Genomic DNA, 18,166 nt, shown 5'->3' with positions numbered 1-18,166 from the left:
GAACTCAGCTAGCCGCAGAAAGTGAAAAGCCTCCATTTCGGGAGGCTTTCAAATATCAGTCATCAAAATCGTAATCGGCCAATTGCTTTTGCAGTCGGCGCTCCTCAAGCAGGTTATCGATCGTACGGCGCTTGCTGAGATTGGTCTTGGCGACTTCGACCACAGGTTCGGTGTCCTCAGTTTCCGCAGCGATATCATCATCTACATCAAGTGGCTCTTTGTCGCTACTCATCAGCTAACTCCCGGCTAAGAATGCCTTTGGCGCTCCTTATATCGATATTCCTGCGGCGGGTAAAAAAGATTTTTTCAATCGACTTATCAGTTATTCCAATAGCCGGTCAATCGTCCGAAGTTTTGTCCTTGTACTCGCACAGGTCTTCGATCCGGCAACTGCCGCAGCGTGGCTTGCGGGCCAGACACACATAACGGCCATGAAGTATCAGCCAGTGATGGGAGTCGAGAAGGAATTCTTTGGGTACAAACTTCATCAGCTTCTTTTCCACTTCGACCACGTTTTTACCCGGTGCAATGCCGGTGCGGTTGCTGACCCGAAAGATATGAGTGTCGACGGCCATGGTCAGTTGGCGGAAAGCCGTGTTGAGTACGACGTTGGCGGTCTTGCGGCCCACTCCCGGCAGGGCTTCGAGCTCTTCACGGGTTTGCGGGACTTCGCTGCCATGGCGTTCGACCAGCAAGCGGCAGGTTTCGATGACGTTCTTGGCCTTGCTGTTGTAGAGGCCGATCGTCTTGATGTATTCGGATAGCCCCTCGACGCCCAAAGCGTGGATCGCCGCTGGCGTGTTGGCAACGGGGAACAGCTTTGCCGTGGCCTTGTTGACCCCGACGTCTGTCGATTGCGCCGAAAGAATCACCGCGATCAACAACTCGAACGGCGAGGAGTAGGCCAGTTCGGTCTTCGGTTCCGGGTTGTCTTCGTGCAGGCGGCGGAAAATCTCCAGGCGTTTTGCTGCATTCATGAGCGATGTGTTTCCTTGGATATCGAGTTCGGGCGAACTATCGCCTGACGCGCCGCCAGCAGCAGCGCCAACAAAATAAAAGCACCGGGGATCAACGTGATCAGGTGCAGCCCTTCGCCAAATACAACAAGACCTGGCCAGTGTTCGAACAGTCCCCGGCCGAGACTGCCGTGACCGACGAGTTCACGCAGCCCGGCGAGCCCGAGCAGCAATCCGCCGAACATGCCGCAGAGTTTGAGCCGCTCGATCCACGACTGCCGCCAGAAACCGTTGTGTTCCAGCACCACGCATTGCAAGGCGATCAGGCCGACATAGAGGCCGAAGGTTTGCTGCCAGGGCAGAAACCAGCGTTGCGCCAAAAGATCTGCGCAACTGGTGAGGGTTGCGGCGAGCAACAAGCTGGCGAGCAACACGCTTTTTTCTGTGAGCCGTGGTCGCAAAGCAGCCATGCACAGGCCATACAAGCCTGCGACAGTAACGAACATCAATAATGTCCCCACACCACCTGCCAGTGAGTCACTGGTGCCAAGCAGCAATGTCAGCATCAAAGTGTTCGAGAGGACTGCTGATCGGTTCATGTTCCGCTCCCCAGCAGCGCGGCCCGATGTTCATCGAAGTAGCGCAGGGCATCATGGATCGCGCTGATGGCTGCGCGCGAGGTGATGGTCGCGCCAGCTATTTGATCAAATTGTCCCTGATCCTTTTTCAGCGCCCATCCCGCATCTGTCGGCTCCTTGCTCGATGTGCCGATAAACGACTGTAGCCAGGTATTCGGCCAGTCACCCAAGTGCCCGCCGAGTCCTGGCGTTTCGCTTTGTTTAAGGGTTTTTACACCGAGCAATTTGCCGTTGGTATCGATGGCGATCAACAGTTCGATGGCGCCCGCATAACCCTGGGTCTGACTGTGTAGCAAGATTGCGACGGTCTGGCCGCGTTTGGTCGCGCGATAGCCACCCGTCAAGGTGCTATGGCTCAAGTTCAAGTCTGCCAAGGCCAAAGGCTGCTCGAGCGGTTGATTGTCGTAGGCATCGAGTGGAAGCAAATCCAGCAGTTTGCGGCTTTCGATCCAGTGCTGCTCGCTGGCAATTTGCGCTGCAGTACTACGGTATACAACATAAGTCGCAGCGACGCCGATGACCGCCAACAGCAGCACAATAGACGCGCTGGCCGTGCGATTCATGGGCGCACCTCTGACTGGCGGCTCGCGGCAAATCGCTCCAGCGCAGGCACGCAAAGATTCATCAGCAGCACTGCGAACGCCACGCCATCCGGGTATCCACCCCAGGTTCGAATCACGTAAGTCAGCAGCCCGACACTGCCTCCGAACAGCAGACGGGCAAGCGCGCTCTTAGCGCCAGAGACCGGTTCAGTGATGATAAAGAACGCCCCCAGCATGGTCGCGCCACTGAGCAGGTGAAACAGCGGTGACCCATGCGAGTCCGACCCGGAACCGTTCCAGCACAGCAGACTGATGACAAATAGGCTGACGAGCATGCCCACTGGCGCATGCCAACTGAACACGCGGCGCTGCAGCAGAAACACCCCACCGGCGAGGAACGCCAGATTCACCCATTCCACACCGTGTCCGCCCCATCGACCGAAGCCTGGATTGCTGGTGAACAACTCGTCCATGGTCAGGCTTTTATTGATGCGCAGGCTGTCCAGTACGGTGGCCTGGACCCAAGCATCCGGCGCCTGACCTGCGCCGAACACTTGTTGAAACGTTGCCGTCAGATCCAGGCCATGAGCCGGCCAATGGGTCATCGGTTGCGGGAACATCACCATGGCCAGGGCAAACCCGAGCATTGCCGGATTGAACGGGTTTTTGCCGACGCCGCCGTACACGTGCTTGCCGAACAGCAGACCCGCAGCCATGGCCGTTACCGTCAGCCACCAGGGGCAATAAGGTGGCAGGGCAGCAGCCAGCAATGTCGCGCTGACCAGCGCGCTGCCGTCGCTCAGCGCTGGCTGCAGGGGCTGTCGACGCAGGTGCAGGACCGCTGCTTCGACAATCAGTGCTGTGGTGGCCGCCAGAATCAGATTGATCAACACCCCCCAACCGTACAGCCAGAACAGTCCGAGCAGCCCCGGCAAAGCGGCCAGCAATACCAGCTTCATTGCCTGTTGCAGGCGATTGTCCGGTGCCTCAAGGGGCAACATGATCTTGCACCTGGCGCTCGGCGTCTTGCAGGCGGGCGCGGGCCTTGGCGAGGATTTCGGTGGGCGTGTCGGCGCGCCGTTCGAGTTTGTTGAGGTCGGCGCGGGCGTAGGCCAATTCGGTTTTCAACTGGCGAAGCTGGCTGTCGACCGGGCGTTTTTCGACGCGCACCAGGTCAGGCAACGGCTGATCGCTTGTAGCTTCGGCGGCGTGCAGGGCCTGTTCGGCATCGCGTAGTGCTTGTTCCAGCGCGGCGATCTGTTCGGGCGCCGCTTCGGCGGTTTGGGCTTTTTTCAGTTCGGCACGACGCATTGCCAACTGGATTTTTGCCCGTTTCAAGTCGGCATCTTTCGCCGAGGCCGTGACTGCCGGGGCAGGCGGGGCGCTGCTTTCAAGTTTCGCCAAGGCCTCCTCAGCCGCTTCGAACTGCTGCTGCAACACGATCAATTGTGCCTGCTGCTCGAACGTCGGTGGATGACCGAAGGCTTTTAACGATTTGTGCAATTGCGCGCGGCTCATCGCTACATCGATTTTGGCTTTCTTCAGCGCCGCGTCAACGGTGGCGGCTTTCTGCGCACGCACGCGTTCCAGTGCTGCCTGCACCGGATCGGTGGCGGTCACTTGAGGCTGCGCCGCCCGTTTCGCCCGCGCTTCACGCTCAGCCTGTTTCTGTTGTTCTTCGCGGTGCAAGCGCTCGTTTCGGCGCTCGAAGCGTTGACGCGCGTGATCGCGTTTGGCCGCGCGCGCGCGCTGCTCGTCGAGACTGACGGCGAGGCCGCCCACCACCGGCAACGTGCCCGGCGACAATGGATGCATTTCGATGCAATCCACCGGGCACGGTGCGACACACAGATCGCAACCGGTGCACTCGTCGACGATGACCGTGTGCATCAGTTTCGCCGCGCCGACGATCGCGTCGATCGGGCAGGCCTGAATGCACTTGGTGCAGCCAATGCATTCGGCTTCACGGATAAACGCCACTTGCGGCGGTGCCGAGCCGCGACTGATGTCCAGTTCCAGCACCGGCACTTTCAACAGTTCAGCCAGCGCCGCGATGGTTTCGTCACCGCCCGGCGGGCACTTGTTGATCGGCTCGCCCTCGGCGATGCCTTGTGCGTACGGTTTGCATCCGGGATGGCCGCACTTGCCGCATTGGGTCTGCGGCAGGAGGGCATCGATGCGTTGAATCAGACTCATGTTTTGATCAGTCCACTGAATCCGAGAAAAATCACTGCGATCAGTCCGGCGCCGATCAGATCAATCGGTAGGCCACGAAAGGGCAGGGGAATATCGTTGTCGGCCGTGCGCTCGCGCAAATCGCTGAAGAGGCTCAGCACCAGCCAGAAACCCAGCCCGGCGCCAAGACTTAGCGCTATTGCCTGCGGCAGGCCTTGATCGTTTTGCGCGTTGATCAGTGCCAGCCCGAGCACTCCGGCATTGCCCAGCAACAATGGCCATAGCCCGTCGAAAGGCAGACCGGGAAAGCCGCCGGACAACAGTTTCAGCAGCGGTGCGATCAGCAACACACTCAATGGCAGAAACACGAACAGCCGCAGGGCTTCAAGGTGAAGCGGCACCAGTAGCCAATGCCAGATCACGTAACCGGTTATGCCCACAACCAGCATCAGGCACAACGTCGCCAGTCCCAGCGCATGCACCTGGCGACGACTGCCCGCTAGCAGCGGATCGACGCCCAGGGGCCAGTGCAACACGAAGTTGTTAAGCAGCGCAGCACTGATAAGCGTAAGCACGAGTTCGGTCATGGTTCTGCCAGAGAAACGGTCGGCTATCTCATAAGGTTAGGCATTATCCGGCAGCTACGCAGGGTGGGCCAGATATGAAAAATCCCACCGGCATGCGGGGCACGCCGGTGGGATCGATTTGTTGCCGGGCCTTACTTGATGCGTTGACCCGGCTTGGCGCCGCTGTCCGGGCTCAGCAGGTAGATTTCTTCACCGCCAGGGCCGGCGGCCATCACCATGCCTTCGGAGATACCGAACTTCATTTTCCGTGGCTTGAGGTTGGCGATCATCATGGTCAGGCGCCCGTCGAGTTTCGACGGATCCGGGTACGCGCTCTTGATCCCGGAGAACACGTTGCGTTGCTCGTCACCGATGTCCAGGGTCAGGCGCAGCAGCTTGTCAGCACCTTCGACGTGTTCGGCTTTGACGATCAGTGCGACGCGCAGGTCGATCGCGGCAAAGGCGTCGAAGTCGATTTCCGGCGACAGCGGATCCTTGGCCAGTTCGCCGTTGCCGGCCGGGGCGGCGGCGCCAGTGTCGGTCTGGCTGGCGGTCAGGTCTTCTTTCGAGGCGTCGCTCATGGCTTGCACTTTTACCGGGTCGATGCGGGTCATCAACGGTTTGAATTCGTTCAACTGATGATTGGCCAGCAGCGTGGTGTGGTCGTTCCAGGTCAGCGGGGCGACGTTGAGGAACGCCTCGGCATCGGCGGCCAGCAACGGCAACACCGGTTTGAGGAAGATCACCAGTTGGCGGAACAGGTTGATGGCGGTGGCGCAGATCGCCTGGACTTCATCCTGTTTGCCTTCCTGCTTGTTCAGCGACCACGGTGCCTTGTCGGCGATCCACGCGTTGGCGCGGTCGGCCAAGGCCATGGTTTCACGCATGGCACGGGCAAAGTCGCGGGCTTCATAAGCATCGGCAATGCTTGGCGCTGCAGCGAGGAAAGCCTCGGTCAGCTCCGGCGCAGCGTTTTGGTCGACCAGCAGACCGGCGTTGCCTTTTTGAATGAAACCGGCGCATCGGCTGGCAATGTTGACCACTTTGCCGACCAGATCCGAGTTGACCTTCTGCACGAAGTCTTCGAGGTTCAGGTCGAGGTCATCGACGCCACGGCCCAGTTTGGCCGCGTAGTAGTAGCGCAGGTATTCCGGCGACAGGTGATCGAGATACGTCCGGGCCTTGATGAAGGTGCCGCGCGACTTGGACATTTTCTGGCCGTTGACGGTCAGGTAGCCGTGCACGTTGATGCCGGTCGGCTTGCGGTAGCCCGCGCCTTCGAGCATCGCTGGCCAGAACAGCGCGTGGAAGTTGACGATGTCCTTGCCGATGAAATGGTACAGCTCGGCGGTGGAGTCCTTGCCCCAGAACGCGTCGAAGTCCAGCTCCGGCGTGCGGTCGCAGAGGTTCTTGAAGCTGGCCATGTAGCCGATCGGCGCGTCCAGCCATACGTAGAAATACTTGCCCGGCTCGCCCGGGATCTCGAAACCGAAGTACGGCGCATCGCGGGAGATGTCCCACTGCTGCAGGCCGGCGTCCAGCCATTCGGCGATCTTGTTGGCCACGGCGTCTTGCAGTGTGCCGCTGCGGGTCCAGGCCTGCAGCATTTGCTGAAAGTCTGGCAGTTTGAAGAAGAAGTGCTGGGAATCCTTGAGCACCGGCGTGGCGCCAGAGATCGCCGACTTCGGATCCTTCAGATCGGTCGGGGCGTAGGTTGCACCGCATTTCTCGCAGTTGTCGCCGTACTGGTCTTCAGTGCCGCATTTCGGGCAGGTGCCCTTGATGAAGCGGTCGGCCAGGAACATTTTCTTTTCCGGGTCGAAATACTGGGTGATCGAGCGTTGGGCAATGTGCCCGGCGTCACGCAGCTTGATGTAGATCTGGCTCGACAGCTCACGGTTTTCTTCGGCGTGAGTGGAGTGGAAGTTGTCGAAATCGACCAGGAACTCGGCAAAGTCGGCGCTGTGTTCAGCCTGTACGTTGGCGATCAGTTGTTCCGGGGTGATGCCTTCCTTTTCCGCGCGCAGCATGATCGCCGAACCGTGGGCGTCGTCGGCGCAGACATAAATGCACTGGTTGCCGCGATGCTTCTGGAAGCGCACCCACATATCGGTCTGGATATATTCCAGCATATGGCCAAGGTGAATCGAACCGTTGGCGTAGGGCAGGGCGCTGGTGACGAGGATCTTGCGTGGTTCGGACATGTGGGGCTTCGCTACTTGATGAAACGGAGGTCGGCCACTATAAAGCGCTGGCGCATATTTTTCACCCTGTGCGCCTGTTTCATTGGATGAGCAGACGGAAAAAATCGCAGCCTGCGGCAGCTCCTGCAGATGTACGTCGATCTCCTGCAGGAGCTGCCGAAGGCTGCGATCTTTTTCAGGTACGATACCCGGCATCTATTCCCAGTCTTGTTATCGGAGTTGCCCATGAGCGCCGTCACTCGCGCAGCGGTGGAAGCCGTCCTCAGCCAATACACCGACCCTTACCTTAACCAGGATCCGGTCAGCGCCGGTTGCGTGAAGCACATCGAGATCGTCGGTGATCGCGTCAACGTGCAGCTGGAAATCGGTTACGCCGCCGGCCTGTTCAAGAGCGGCTGGGCGCAACTGCTGCAACTGGCCATTGAAAACCTCGACGGCGTGGTGATCGCCAAGGTTGAAGTGAACAGCGTGATCGCCGCGCACAAGGCGCAGGCGCAGATTCCCGGGCTGGCCAACGTCAAGAACGTGGTCGCCGTGGCGTCCGGCAAGGGCGGCGTGGGCAAATCGACCACCGCCGCCAACCTCGCCCTGGCCCTGGCCCGTGAAGGCGCCAAGGTCGGCATTCTCGACGCCGATATCTACGGCCCGAGCCAAGGCATCATGTTCGGCATTCCCGAGCGCACCCGTCCGGAGGTCAAGGACCAGAAGTGGTTTGTGCCGCTCAAGGCGCACGGCGTGGAAGTCATGTCGATGGCGTTCCTGACCGACGACAACACACCGATGGTCTGGCGTGGGCCGATGGTTTCCGGGGCGTTGCTGCAATTAGTCACGCAAACCGCGTGGGGCGATCTGGATTATCTGGTCATCGACATGCCGCCCGGCACCGGCGATATCCAGCTGACCCTGGCGCAGAAAGTCCCGGTGGCTGGCGCGGTAATCGTCACCACACCACAGGATCTGGCCTTGCTCGACGCGCGCAAAGGCGTGGAAATGTTCCGCAAGGTCAACATTCCGGTGCTGGGCGTGGTGGAAAATATGGCCGTGCACATCTGCTCGAACTGCGGGCATGCCGAGCATCTGTTCGGTGAGGGCGGTGGTGAGAAGCTGGCGACCCAGTACGGCGTCGAACTGCTGGCTTCACTGCCGCTGTCGATGCTGATTCGCGAGCAGGCCGATGGCGGCAAGCCAACGGTGATTGCTGAGCCGGACAGCCAGATTGCCATGGTCTATCAGGAACTGGCCCGCCATGTCGGCGCGCGGATTGTGTTGCAGGAAGCGGCGACGCCGGCGATGCCGAACATCACCATCAGCGACGATTAAATCTATCTGTAAACGCCGGGCAAAACTGTGGGAGCGACGGTGCGACGATTCGACCTGCTCGCGAAAGCGGAGTGTCATTCAACTCATTAGTTGGCTGATCCACCGCATTCGCGAGCAGGTCGAATCGTCGCACCGTCGCTCCCACATTTGGTTTTGTAGTGTGGGTTAGATGCGCAGCCCGCCATCCATCTCCAGAATCCGCCCGGTGTAGTAGTCGTTTTCGAAAATATACGCCGCCGAATGGGCGATCTCTTCCGGCTTGCCCATGCGCTTGAGCGGAATCCCCGAAGTCATCTTCTCCAGCGCTTCCGGCTTCATGCCCAGGGTCATCTCGGTTTCAATGAAGCCCGGGGCAATCCCCGCCACACGAATGCCATATCGCGCCAGTTCTTTCGCCCATGTCACCGTCGCCGCCGCTACACCGGCCTTGGCCGCCGAATAGTTGGTCTGGCCAACGTTGCCTGCACGCGAGATCGACGAGATATTGATGATCGCGCCGCTGGTCTTCAGCTCAACCATTTTTGCCGCCACTTCACGGGTGCAGAGGAACACGCCGGTCAGGTTGACGTCGATGACGGCCTGCCACTGTGCCAGGCTCATCTTGGTCATTTCGCCGTCCTTGACCTTGAGCAGCAGGCCATCACGGAGGATCCCGGCGTTGTTGATCAGACCGTGGATCGCGCCGAAGTCGGCGGCGACCTGGGCGACCATGTGTTCGACCTGCTCTTCATTGGCGACGTTGCACAGATAGCTGCGCGCCTCGACGCCCTTGGCTTTGCAGGCCGCGACCGCGTCGTCGAGTTTTTCCTGATTGAGGTCGACCAGCGCGAGCTTGGCGCCTTTGCCGGCGAAATACTCGGCCATCGAACGGCCCAAACCCTGGCAACCGCCGGTGATAATGATTACTTTGTCGTTGAGTTGCATTCGCATGCCCCGATAGCAGTCTGAGTCGTTTTTGTTTTCAGCGACTCCCGATCTGCACCGGCCGTGGCTGGGTTGCACATGAGAGTTGCCCGCCGGCGTGACTGGGACTTGATCCCGGGCGCCTGTCCGTTTTTTCGACGGATTCTATTTAAGGAGTCATAAATTGAGCGTTGAAGTGGCGAAGAATGCCCGAGAATTGCTTCTCAAGGAATACCGTGGAGTGCTGTCGACCCACTCCAAATCGATGCCCGGTTTTCCTTTTGGCTCCGTGGTGCCGTACTGCCTGGACGAGCAGGGTCGGCCGCTGATCCTGATCAGCCGCATCGCCCAGCACACCCACAACCTGCAAAAAGACCCGAAATGCTCAATGCTCGTCGGCGAGCGCGAGGCAGATGATGTGCAAGCCGTTGGTCGCCTGACCTATCTGGCGGAGGCGCAAAAGCTCGAAGACGTTGCCGCGATCGAAGCCGCCGCCGAGCGTTACTACCGCTATTTCCCGGATTCGCAGAATTACCACAAGGCCCACGATTTCGATTTCTGGGTGCTGACCCCGGTGCGTCATCGCTACATCGGCGGTTTCGGCGCGATTCACTGGGTCGACCAACTGACCCTGGCCAATCCGTTTGCCGGCAAGGCTGAAATCAGCATGGTCGAACACATGAACAGCGACCACGCCAAAGCCATCGCGCACTACGTCGACCTTGCCGGTCTGCCGAAAACCGTGCCGGCGCAACTGGCCGGAATCGACACCGAAGGCATGCACCTGCGCATCGGTCAGGCGTTGTACTGGCTGCCGTTCCCGGCACCTTGTAATACGCCGACACAAGTGCGCGAAGCCTTGGTTTCTCTGGCTCACGCCGAGGTCTGGCCAAAAAATGAGGTGGCTGGTGCTTGAATTCACGAAAGGGCGACGTCATCTAAGGCTTACTGCAAGGCATTTCTTGCGTTGAGGAAACTTTGATGCGCCCTTTTCTGTTGCTCTTTCTGCTGTTTCCGGTGCTGGAGCTGTTCGTATTCGTCAAAGTGGCAGGGGCTATCGGGTTTTTCCCGGCCCTGCTGCTGATCATTGTCGGCTCGATGTTCGGCATTTTCGTGCTGCGCGTCGCCGGTCTGGCCACTGCATTGCGTGCCCGTGAAAGCCTGAACCGCGGCGAATTGCCCGCGCAAACCATGCTGGAAGGGCTGATGCTGGCTTTGGCCGGAGGCCTGTTGATCCTGCCAGGCTTCATCAGCGATGTGGTCGGTCTGGTCATGTTGTTGCCAGTCAGCCGTCGATTGCTGGCGAACAAAATGCGCCAGCGCGCTGAAGAACAGGCCATGCGCCAGCGTGCGTTCGCCGATGACCTGCAACCCCGTGGCGGTCCTGCACCGCGCCAGCCTCTGGGCCGCGAGGGTGATGTGATCGAAGGCGAGTTCGAACACCGCGACAACAAGTAACTGCTCTATCTACACGGCACCTTCGGGTGCCGTGTTCGTTTATGGGCTGCTTTTGTGCAACACATCGGTGAAAAATTTTTCGCCTCGCCCTTGTAATCAGCTTATGCGCCCTTATGTATCGGTCACCGAAAGGTTTCCGGTATTTGAACCGGACAGACTTCCGCGGTTCGCTCGACGAATCGCAACCGGCGCAGGCCGGATTTGTTAAACCCGCCGGGACTACACCGGCCGATGAAAACCACAATTAGGAGAGATCGACAATGAAGCTTCGTCCTCTGCATGACCGCGTCGTAATCCGTCGCAGCGAAGAAGAAAAGAAAACCGCTGGCGGTATCGTCCTGCCAGGTTCGGCTGCTGAAAAAGCCAACCACGGTGTGATTCTCGCTGTAGGCCCGGGCAAAGCTCTGGAAAACGGCGAAGTGCGTGCACTGTCCGTGAAAGAAGGCGACAAGGTTGTGTTCGGTCCTTACTCCGGCAGCAACACAGTGAAAGTCGACGGCGAAGACCTGCTGGTAATGAGCGAGAACGAAATCCTCGCTGTTATCGAAGGCTGATAACCCCGTTCATTTTCCCGCTACTACAAAGTATTTAAGGAATATCGATCATGGCTGCTAAAGAAGTTCTGTTTGGCGATTCCGCCCGTAAAAAAATGCTCAAGGGCGTCAACGTCCTGGCTGACGCAGTAAAAGCGACCCTGGGCCCGAAAGGCCGTAACGTGATCATCGAGAAGAGCTTCGGCGCTCCGACCATCACCAAGGACGGCGTTTCCGTCGCCAAAGAAATCGAACTCGAAGATCGCTTCGAAAACATGGGCGCGCAGCTGGTCAAAGACGTTGCCTCCCGTGCCAACGATGACGCTGGTGACGGTACTACCACCGCTACCGTTCTGGCTCAGTCGATCGTCAACGAAGGCCTGAAAGCCGTCGCTGCCGGCATGAACCCGATGGACCTGAAGCGCGGTATCGACAAAGCGACCATCGCTATCGTCAAAGAGCTGAAGAACCTGTCCAAGCCATGCGCTGACACCAAGGCAATCGCTCAGGTAGGCACCATCTCCGCCAACTCCGACAACTCCATCGGCGACATCATTGCCGAAGCCATGGAAAAAGTCGGTAAAGAAGGCGTGATCACCGTTGAAGAAGGCACTGGCCTGGAAAACGAACTGTCGGTTGTTGAAGGCATGCAGTTCGACCGTGGCTACCTGTCCCCGTACTTCGTCAACAAGCCAGAGACCATGGTTGCCGAGCTGGACAGCCCGCTGATCCTGCTGGTCGACAAAAAGATCTCGAACATCCGTGAAATGCTGCCAGTGCTGGAAGCCGTTGCCAAAGCCGGCCGTCCACTGCTGATCGTTTCCGAAGACGTTGAAGGCGAAGCCCTGGCGACTCTGGTTGTGAACAACATGCGTGGCATCGTCAAAGTCGCAGCCGTCAAGGCGCCAGGCTTCGGCGACCGTCGCAAGGCCATGCTGCAGGACATCGCAGTTCTGACCGGCGGTACCGTTATCTCCGAAGAGATCGGCCTGAGCCTGGAAGCCGCTACCCTGGAAAACCTGGGCAGCGCCAAGCGTGTGACCATTTCCAAGGAAAACACCATCATCGTTGACGGTGCCGGTGCAGATTCCGACATCCAGGCGCGTATCGCTCAGATCCGTGCTCAGGTTGCTGAAACTTCCTCGGACTACGACCGTGAAAAACTGCAAGAGCGTCTGGCCAAGCTGTCCGGCGGCGTTGCAGTGATCAAGGTTGGCGCTGGTTCCGAAGTTGAAATGAAAGAGAAGAAGGCCCGCGTTGAAGACGCCCTGCACGCAACCCGTGCAGCCGTTGAAGAAGGCGTGGTACCTGGCGGTGGCGTTGCGCTGATCCGCGCTTTGCAAACCCTGGTTGACCTGAAAGGCGACAACGCTGATCAGGACGTGGGTATCGCTGTGCTGCGTCGCGCTGTTGAAGCACCGCTGCGTCAGATCGCTGCCAACAGCGGCGACGAGCCAAGCGTTGTCGTCAACGAAGTCAAGAACGGCAAAGGTAACTTCGGTTACAACGCTGCGACTGGCGAATACGGCGACATGATCGAAATGGGCATCCTGGACCCAACCAAGGTGACTCGTTCCGCTCTGCAAGCGGCATCGTCGATCGGCGGTCTGATCCTGACCACCGAAGCAGCTGTAGCTGACGCGCCGAAGAAAGACGGCGCTGCAGGCGGCGGCATGCCAGACATGGGCGGCATGGGTGGCATGGGCGGCATGATGTAAGCCAGCCTTACCCCTGTAACGCAAAACCCCGCTGGCGCAAGCCAGCGGGGTTTTTTATTGCCCAAATTTCAGCTTCACACCAATCCCCTGTGGGAGCGAGCCTGCTCGCGAAGGCGTCGGATCAGCCAACATTAATGTTGAATGACACACCGCATTCGCGAGCAGGCTAGCTCCCACAATTGGATTTATATGTCAGGCGCTGACCGGTTGTGCCTTGACCACGGCCTCGGTTTTCACCGCCGGGCGATACAGCACCCAGTAATACGACCCCAGGCAAATCAGCCAGCAGAAAATCGCCGTCCACACGTTGTGCGAAAAGAAGTGCGCACCCTGCATCATCCGGCTGATCGAAAACACCGAACCCAGCGCAAAGGCAAAGATAAACGCCTGACGGGCCAGACGCGGACGGCGATCACGCAGGACAAAGAACAGCGCAAACAAGGTGAACCCCGTCGCCGCATGACCACCAGGCCAGCAACGGCCAGGTTTGTCGGTTTGTGGACGATGTTCCATCAGTTTGCTGTAGGTTTCATGGCCGCCAAATTGCTCCAGGCTCCATGGGCACTGCACCGCCGTTACGGCTTTGACCGGGGTGACGAACGAGGTCGCCAGGCCCAGCGACAGCACCAGACAACCCAGTTCGCGCTTGAACGGTTTCAGTCTGCCGACGAAGAACGAGCCGAGAAACCCCAGCACCGCAAACACCGAAAACGCGATCACCACCTGCTTGGCGCGATCGTGCAGGATGTCTTCCAGGAAAAAACTGTGGCGGCCAATGAAGTCGCCAGCCACCGGGTCATAGAACAACCGCGCCAGCACCATGTCCAGGTCGGTCATTTCCAGCAGAATCAGGCTTATCGCCGCGATGATTGGAATACCCAGATACAGCCACAGATTCAGCGGGCGAGGGGTAGGGCGTACAACACTTGATGACATGTCGGATCCTGAACAAAAGAAAACGCCCCGGGGCATCAGCCCGGGGCGTTTCAATTAACGTTCGCTGACTTGTGGAACACCCTCCTTGGGTGCTTTCCAGGCAAGCAGCTGTTGCTTGAAGCCATAACTGGCGGTTTGGTAATAGGTGATGGCGCGGCTGATCAACGGATCATCGCTGGAGGCCCGCGATTCGCGGCTCTCGGTCAGCGCATCGTCATGCCGACGCAAGCCTTGGCGCGGGCTGAGGATCGCCAGATCCTTGCCGTCAAACAGGCCCAGATGCTGGTAGTTGCCGACCACGACGCGTGGTGGCAGTGGGTTGTCCTGTAGCAGGTTGCGCCCGAAGAAAGTCGACTCGTAATCCATGTTCAACAAGCCCAGCAGTGTCGGTGCCAAGTCGATCTGGCTCGCCAGTTGGCCATTCTCGCGAGGCTCGATCAGCTTCGGTGCATAAATGAACAGCGGAATTTGATAGTTGGCAATCGGCAAGTCTTCTTTACCGGCGCTGCCCGCCGTGTGATCGGCGACGAAGATGAAGATCGTGTTGTCGAACCACGGTTTTTGCCGCGCCTGGTCGAGGAACTGGCCAATCGCATAGTCGGTGTATTTCACCGCGCCATCGCGACCGTTACCGGATTTGATGTCGATCCGGTCGTCCGGGTAGGTGTAGGGACGATGGTTGGAGGTGGTCATCAACTGCAACAGAAACGGTTGCTGTTTAGCATAGTCGGCATCGGCCAGCTTCAGCGTCTGTTTGTACAGATCCTCGTCGGCCATGCCCCAGGCGTTCTTGAAGTGAATCTCGGTTTCATCAACGCTGCTCTGGTCGACCACCCGATAGCCGTTGCCACTGAAGAACGCGTTCATGTTGTCGAAGTAGCCGCGGCCACCGTAAACGAACACGCTGTCGTAACCCACCGCGCTGAGTTGCTGGCCAAGGCTGGCAAAACCGCTCTCGCGACCGATACGCTTGACGATCGAACGCCCCGGGGTTGGTGGGATGGCCAGTGTGATGGCTTCCAGGCCGCGGTCGGTGCGGGTGCCGGTGGCGTAGAAATTGCTGAAATACAGGCTCTGTTTACGCAGCGCATCCAGATTGGGCGTCAGGTCGCGTTTGTCGCCGTTACTGCCCAGGTATTTGGCGCTGAGGCTTTCGATGGTGACCAGGACGATGTTGGGTGTACGCGCAGTGCCGGGATTGTCGATCATCCGGCGGATGTCCTGTGGGTCCTGACCGATGAAGCGCGCGTTGGGCTCGCTCAGTTCGGCGCGAATCTGTCGGGCGACCACCTCGGGCGTGTGGCTGCTGTAGAACTGCGTGTAATCCAGTTCGTTGTTCCGGAACGCGGCGAAGAACTGATACGGGCCGTTGCTGGCCAGTTCGTTCTGATAGGCATTGCCACCTTGCGCACGTGGCGCATCCTGGCTGAGCAGTTGCAGGCTCAGACCGGCAATGATCAACAGCCCCAGGGCATTGAGCAGGCGCCCACGCAGCGGCGGCAATGGCGCATTCAGCGCGGCATTGAACGGTTTGCGCAGGGCAAAACCGAGCGCGACGGCCAGCAACGCCAGAATGCTCAGCAGCGTGCCGATCGGGTAAGACTCCAGCACGTTGTTCAGCACTTCGTCGGAATACACCAGATAGTCGACCGCGATGAAGTTGAAGCGCACACCGAACTCGTCCCAGAACAGCCACTCGGCCACCGCCACGAACAGCATGGCGAACAGGCTGACGGTCAGCAGCCCTTGCAGAAACCAGCGATGGCCACGGCGGCGCCACAGGGCCGGCGGGCAGAGCAACAGGTACAGGCCCATCGGCAACGCCGCATAGGCAAGAAACCCCAAGTCATACAGCAAGCCGATGCCAAACAGCGAAAGCGTGCCACCGCCGGCCTCATCCAGATGAGTCAGCAACAGAACGGTTCGAGTCAGGAGAAATACCAGCAGCCACACACCGGTGACCAGCAACAGAAGGCGCACAGGCGCCGTCTTGAAAAAGTCCATTGTCTACATTTCCTTATATCTAATGGCGCGAGAGTCTCGCGTTGTCACTGTAGTCAGGTTGTGAACCAATAGTGAAAAACTCGTTAAGGTTTGAATTTGCTTGAGAGAGTTGATTTACGAGGCTTTCAGCCCTAGCTCTGAGCTGGCGATGGCCTTAAGCTGCGCGAGCCATGACGGCCGTTACTGTGTACGGAGGAGTGCCCATGCGAATTCTATTGGTTGAAGACAACCGCGATATCCTCGCCAATCTGGCCGATTATCTGGGGCTCAAAGGCTATACCGTCGATTGCGCCCAGGACGGTCTGTCGGGCCTGCACCTGGCGGCCACCGAGCATTACGACCTGATCGTGCTCGACATCATGTTGCCCGGCATCGATGGCTACACCCTGTGCAAACGTCTGCGTGAAGACGCCCGTCGGGACACGCCAGTGATCATGCTGACCGCTCGCGATCAACTGGACGATCGTCTCCAGGGTTTCAAGTCCGGGGCTGACGATTACCTGGTCAAACCCTTCGCCTTGTCCGAGCTGGCCGCGCGCGTCGAAGCAGTGATGCGTCGGACCCAGGGTGGCGGGCGCCGGGCGTTGCAGGTCGGTGATCTGAGCTATGATCTCGACACGCTCGAGGTTACCCGCGAAGGCAAACTGCTGAAACTCAATCCGGTCGGCCTCAAGCTGCTGGCGGTGTTGATGCAGAAGAGCCCGCACGTCCTGCGTCGGGAAATTCTCGAAGAAGCGCTGTGGGGCGATGATTGCCCGGACAGCGACAGCCTGCGCAGCCACGTCCACCAATTGCGTCAGGTGATCGATAAACCGTTTGCCAAGCCATTGCTGCAAACCGTGCACGGCGTCGGTTATCGCTTGGCCGAGGGCCGCGATGGAGTTTAAGCAAAGCCTTTCCCAGCGGATCATCATTGCCTTTGCGCTGATGAGCGCGCTGGTCGCGGGGGCCTTTGCCATGGGTATCGTCGCGACCGTGCACCTGGTGGAAGAAAAACTGATTTCGGCGGGGCTGGGCGGCGATCTGCAACGGCTTCTGCTGATGGACAACGTTTCGGACTGGAGCCATCGCCCGGAACCCGACCAGTTGTTCTATTTCAGTGGCGGCCCGGGCGATTTCGAGCTGCCCAAGGACCTGCGTCACCTCGATGCGGGTTTCCATGAAGTGTTCCGCGAGCAGCTGTCGTATCACGCGATGGTCGAAGTCGTCGACGGTCGGCGTTATGTGCTGCTGCAGGATCAAAGCGATTTCGAAGAGCGCGAGCGGGTGCTGTTTGCCGTGGTACTGGTGGGCTTTGTGCTCAGCCTGGCCCTGGCGGTATTCCTCGGTTGGGTGCTGGCGCGCAAGGTAATGGCGCCGGTGGTGCGCCTGGCCCGGCAGGTACGCCATCGCGATCAGTTGCTTGGTCTGGCGCCGCCGCTGGCACCGGATTACGCGGCAGACGAAGTGGGCGAACTGGCGGTGGCGTTCGATGCCACGCTGGGGCGTCTGCGTCAGGCGCTGACACGTGAAAGATTGTTCACCAGCGATGTCAGTCACGAGTTGCGCACGCCGTTGATGGTATTGGCCAGCTCCTGTGAACTGCTGATGGAAAACCCGGCCATCGATCAGCGTGGGCGCAATCAGGTCGAGCGCATTGCCCGGGCCAGTGAGGAAATGCGCGAGCTGGTGCAGACCTTCCTGATGCTCGCCCGCTCTCAACGCGAAGATGCTGGTTCGGCGCCGCAACAGAATCTCGCTCAAGTCGCGGACAGCTTGTTGTGCGTGTGGCGTGAGCCGATCGAAAGCAAAAGGCTGACCTTGCAGTTCGAGCCGGGAAATCCGCCGACCACGTGCTACAACGCAACGTTGTTGACCGCGGTGATGGGCAACCTGTTGCGCAACGCTTGTCACTACACCGAGAAGGGCTTCATTCGCCTGACACTGACGACCAACGGCTTTGTGGTGGAAGACTCCGGTGTCGGCATTCCGGAAGAAAAACGCGAAGCCATGTTCGAGCCTTTCGTGCGTGGCAGCGAAAAGCGCGGCGAAGGCTTGGGGTTGGGATTGTCGCTGGTGCAGCGGATCTGCGAGAACCAGGGCTGGACTGTCAGCCTGAGCACGATGGAACCCAATGGCTGCCGCTTCGAGGTGGATCTGGGCAAAATCTGACGCACGGAGTGGCTCGATGCTACTCCCTCCTTCCTGTCTAATTCCTGTATAACGCTGTAATA

The 18,166-nt window shown here is 59.1% G+C and carries 18 protein-coding genes and 1 pseudogene; 8 read left to right on the top strand and 11 right to left on the bottom strand.

Annotated elements, in window-relative coordinates; genetic code table 11:
- Positions 1–55: 55 nt before the first annotated feature.
- From CLU80_RS07015 to metG, 8 genes are all read right to left on the bottom strand, one after another.
- A complete protein-coding gene (locus CLU80_RS07015; RefSeq protein ID WP_093430574.1) occupies positions 56–232 on the bottom strand; it encodes a PA3496 family putative envelope integrity protein in 177 nt (58 codons plus the stop codon).
- 106 nt (positions 233–338) lie between these two features.
- The gene (gene nth, locus CLU80_RS07010; RefSeq protein ID WP_008079405.1) at positions 339–977 is read right to left on the bottom strand and encodes an endonuclease III; all 639 of its coding nucleotides are present in this window, start codon (positions 975–977) and stop codon (positions 339–341) included.
- The gene (locus CLU80_RS07005; protein WP_099757051.1) at positions 974–1,555 is read right to left on the bottom strand and encodes an Rnf-Nqr domain containing protein; all 582 of its coding nucleotides are present in this window, start codon (positions 1,553–1,555) and stop codon (positions 974–976) included. Before CLU80_RS07005 ends, nth begins: the two co-directional genes overlap by 4 nt.
- Complete coding sequence (locus CLU80_RS07000; protein WP_099757050.1) at positions 1,552–2,157, bottom strand: RnfABCDGE type electron transport complex subunit G; 606 nt, start codon at positions 2,155–2,157, stop codon at positions 1,552–1,554. The genes CLU80_RS07005 and CLU80_RS07000 overlap by 4 nt, the downstream gene beginning before the upstream one ends.
- On the bottom strand, positions 2,154–3,137 hold the full coding sequence (locus CLU80_RS06995; RefSeq protein ID WP_099757049.1) for an RnfABCDGE type electron transport complex subunit D: 984 nt from the start codon (positions 3,135–3,137) through the stop codon (positions 2,154–2,156). Before CLU80_RS06995 ends, CLU80_RS07000 begins: the two co-directional genes overlap by 4 nt.
- Positions 3,124–4,332 (bottom strand): electron transport complex subunit RsxB, encoded by a 1,209-nt coding sequence (rsxB, locus tag CLU80_RS06990; protein WP_093430569.1) that lies wholly within the window; start codon positions 4,330–4,332, stop codon positions 3,124–3,126. Before rsxB ends, CLU80_RS06995 begins: the two co-directional genes overlap by 14 nt.
- Complete coding sequence (locus CLU80_RS06985) at positions 4,329–4,898, bottom strand: electron transport complex protein RnfA (protein ID WP_099757048.1); 570 nt, start codon at positions 4,896–4,898, stop codon at positions 4,329–4,331. The genes rsxB and CLU80_RS06985 overlap by 4 nt, the downstream gene beginning before the upstream one ends.
- Positions 4,899–5,029: 131 nt before the next feature.
- Positions 5,030–7,081 carry a methionine--tRNA ligase gene (metG, locus tag CLU80_RS06980; RefSeq protein WP_099759352.1) on the bottom strand — a complete coding sequence of 684 codons (2,052 nt, stop codon included), beginning with the start codon at positions 7,079–7,081 and terminating at the stop codon, positions 5,030–5,032.
- Between the two features lie 225 nt (positions 7,082–7,306).
- Here metG and apbC point away from each other — a divergent pair, with 225 nt between their 5' ends.
- Positions 7,307–8,401, top strand: coding sequence for an iron-sulfur cluster carrier protein ApbC (apbC, locus tag CLU80_RS06975; RefSeq protein ID WP_095123282.1), 1,095 nt, complete (start codon positions 7,307–7,309; stop codon positions 8,399–8,401).
- A 165-nt stretch (positions 8,402–8,566) separates the two neighbouring features.
- On the opposite strand, the gene CLU80_RS06970 is transcribed toward apbC, so the two are convergent.
- On the bottom strand, positions 8,567–9,325 hold the full coding sequence (locus CLU80_RS06970) for an SDR family oxidoreductase (RefSeq protein WP_064391936.1): 759 nt from the start codon (positions 9,323–9,325) through the stop codon (positions 8,567–8,569).
- Between the two features lie 163 nt (positions 9,326–9,488).
- On the opposite strand from CLU80_RS06970, the gene CLU80_RS06965 reads away from it, so the two are divergent.
- The 5 genes and pseudogenes from CLU80_RS06965 to CLU80_RS30620 all read left to right on the top strand — a co-directional run.
- On the top strand, positions 9,489–10,220 hold the full coding sequence (locus tag CLU80_RS06965) for a HugZ family pyridoxamine 5'-phosphate oxidase (protein WP_099757047.1): 732 nt from the start codon (positions 9,489–9,491) through the stop codon (positions 10,218–10,220).
- A 65-nt stretch (positions 10,221–10,285) separates the two neighbouring features.
- Positions 10,286–10,762: an FxsA family protein gene (locus CLU80_RS06960; RefSeq protein ID WP_093430564.1), complete on the top strand. Its 477-nt coding sequence runs from the start codon at positions 10,286–10,288 to the stop codon at positions 10,760–10,762.
- 260 nt (positions 10,763–11,022) lie between these two features.
- Complete coding sequence (locus CLU80_RS06955; RefSeq protein WP_007916610.1) at positions 11,023–11,316, top strand: co-chaperone GroES; 294 nt, start codon at positions 11,023–11,025, stop codon at positions 11,314–11,316.
- 50 nt (positions 11,317–11,366) lie between these two features.
- Entirely contained in the window at positions 11,367–13,013 is a 1,647-nt protein-coding gene (gene groL, locus CLU80_RS06950) for a chaperonin GroEL (RefSeq protein ID WP_093430563.1), read from the top strand.
- 56 nt (positions 13,014–13,069) lie between these two features.
- Positions 13,070–13,177, top strand: a pseudogene (locus tag CLU80_RS30620) (metal ABC transporter ATP-binding protein); the annotation flags it as partial.
- 28 nt (positions 13,178–13,205) lie between these two features.
- Here CLU80_RS30620 and CLU80_RS06945 read toward each other — a convergent pair.
- Positions 13,206–13,949 carry a phosphatase PAP2 family protein gene (locus CLU80_RS06945; RefSeq protein WP_093430562.1) on the bottom strand — a complete coding sequence of 248 codons (744 nt, stop codon included), beginning with the start codon at positions 13,947–13,949 and terminating at the stop codon, positions 13,206–13,208.
- Between the two features lie 54 nt (positions 13,950–14,003).
- Positions 14,004–15,953, bottom strand: a complete 1,950-nt coding sequence (locus CLU80_RS06940; RefSeq protein WP_099757046.1) for an LTA synthase family protein — start codon at positions 15,951–15,953, stop codon at positions 14,004–14,006.
- 203 nt (positions 15,954–16,156) lie between these two features.
- Here CLU80_RS06940 and colR point away from each other — a divergent pair, with 203 nt between their 5' ends.
- Positions 16,157–16,840, top strand: coding sequence for a two-component system response regulator ColR (gene colR / locus CLU80_RS06935; RefSeq protein WP_041068401.1), 684 nt, complete (start codon positions 16,157–16,159; stop codon positions 16,838–16,840).
- Positions 16,830–18,104, top strand: a complete 1,275-nt coding sequence (locus tag CLU80_RS06930; protein ID WP_099757045.1) for a sensor histidine kinase — start codon at positions 16,830–16,832, stop codon at positions 18,102–18,104. The genes colR and CLU80_RS06930 overlap by 11 nt, the downstream gene beginning before the upstream one ends.
- The last annotated feature ends 62 nt before the right edge of the window (positions 18,105–18,166 follow it).

This window comes from Pseudomonas sp. 29, from assembly GCF_002754355.1.
Taxonomy (GTDB): Bacteria; Pseudomonadota; Gammaproteobacteria; order Pseudomonadales; family Pseudomonadaceae; genus Aquipseudomonas; species Aquipseudomonas neuropathica.
Note: the sequence above shows the minus strand (reverse complement) of the source record. Positions and strands in the feature narration are given on the sequence as shown.

What these genes read in the sequence shown, in the direction of transcription:
- CLU80_RS07015 (WP_093430574.1), bottom strand. Translation starts at nt 232, where the DNA reads ATGAGTAGCGACAAAGAGCCACTTGATGTAGATGATGATATCGCTGCG.
- nth (WP_008079405.1), bottom strand. Translation starts at nt 977, where the DNA reads ATGAATGCAGCAAAACGCCTGGAGATTTTCCGCCGCCTGCACGAAGAC.
- CLU80_RS07005 (WP_099757051.1), bottom strand. Translation starts at nt 1,555, where the DNA reads ATGAACCGATCAGCAGTCCTCTCGAACACTTTGATGCTGACATTGCTG.
- CLU80_RS07000 (WP_099757050.1), bottom strand. Translation starts at nt 2,157, where the DNA reads ATGAATCGCACGGCCAGCGCGTCTATTGTGCTGCTGTTGGCGGTCATC.
- CLU80_RS06995 (WP_099757049.1), bottom strand. Translation starts at nt 3,137, where the DNA reads ATGTTGCCCCTTGAGGCACCGGACAATCGCCTGCAACAGGCAATGAAG.
- rsxB (WP_093430569.1), bottom strand. Translation starts at nt 4,332, where the DNA reads ATGAGTCTGATTCAACGCATCGATGCCCTCCTGCCGCAGACCCAATGC.
- CLU80_RS06985 (WP_099757048.1), bottom strand. Translation starts at nt 4,898, where the DNA reads ATGACCGAACTCGTGCTTACGCTTATCAGTGCTGCGCTGCTTAACAAC.
- metG (WP_099759352.1), bottom strand. Translation starts at nt 7,081, where the DNA reads ATGTCCGAACCACGCAAGATCCTCGTCACCAGCGCCCTGCCCTACGCC.
- apbC (WP_095123282.1), top strand. Translation starts at nt 7,307, where the DNA reads ATGAGCGCCGTCACTCGCGCAGCGGTGGAAGCCGTCCTCAGCCAATAC.
- CLU80_RS06970 (WP_064391936.1), bottom strand. Translation starts at nt 9,325, where the DNA reads ATGCAACTCAACGACAAAGTAATCATTATCACCGGCGGTTGCCAGGGT.
- CLU80_RS06960 (WP_093430564.1), top strand. Translation starts at nt 10,286, where the DNA reads ATGCGCCCTTTTCTGTTGCTCTTTCTGCTGTTTCCGGTGCTGGAGCTG.
- CLU80_RS06955 (WP_007916610.1), top strand. Translation starts at nt 11,023, where the DNA reads ATGAAGCTTCGTCCTCTGCATGACCGCGTCGTAATCCGTCGCAGCGAA.
- groL (WP_093430563.1), top strand. Translation starts at nt 11,367, where the DNA reads ATGGCTGCTAAAGAAGTTCTGTTTGGCGATTCCGCCCGTAAAAAAATG.
- CLU80_RS06945 (WP_093430562.1), bottom strand. Translation starts at nt 13,949, where the DNA reads ATGTCATCAAGTGTTGTACGCCCTACCCCTCGCCCGCTGAATCTGTGG.
- CLU80_RS06940 (WP_099757046.1), bottom strand. Translation starts at nt 15,953, where the DNA reads ATGGACTTTTTCAAGACGGCGCCTGTGCGCCTTCTGTTGCTGGTCACC.
- colR (WP_041068401.1), top strand. Translation starts at nt 16,157, where the DNA reads ATGCGAATTCTATTGGTTGAAGACAACCGCGATATCCTCGCCAATCTG.
- CLU80_RS06930 (WP_099757045.1), top strand. Translation starts at nt 16,830, where the DNA reads ATGGAGTTTAAGCAAAGCCTTTCCCAGCGGATCATCATTGCCTTTGCG.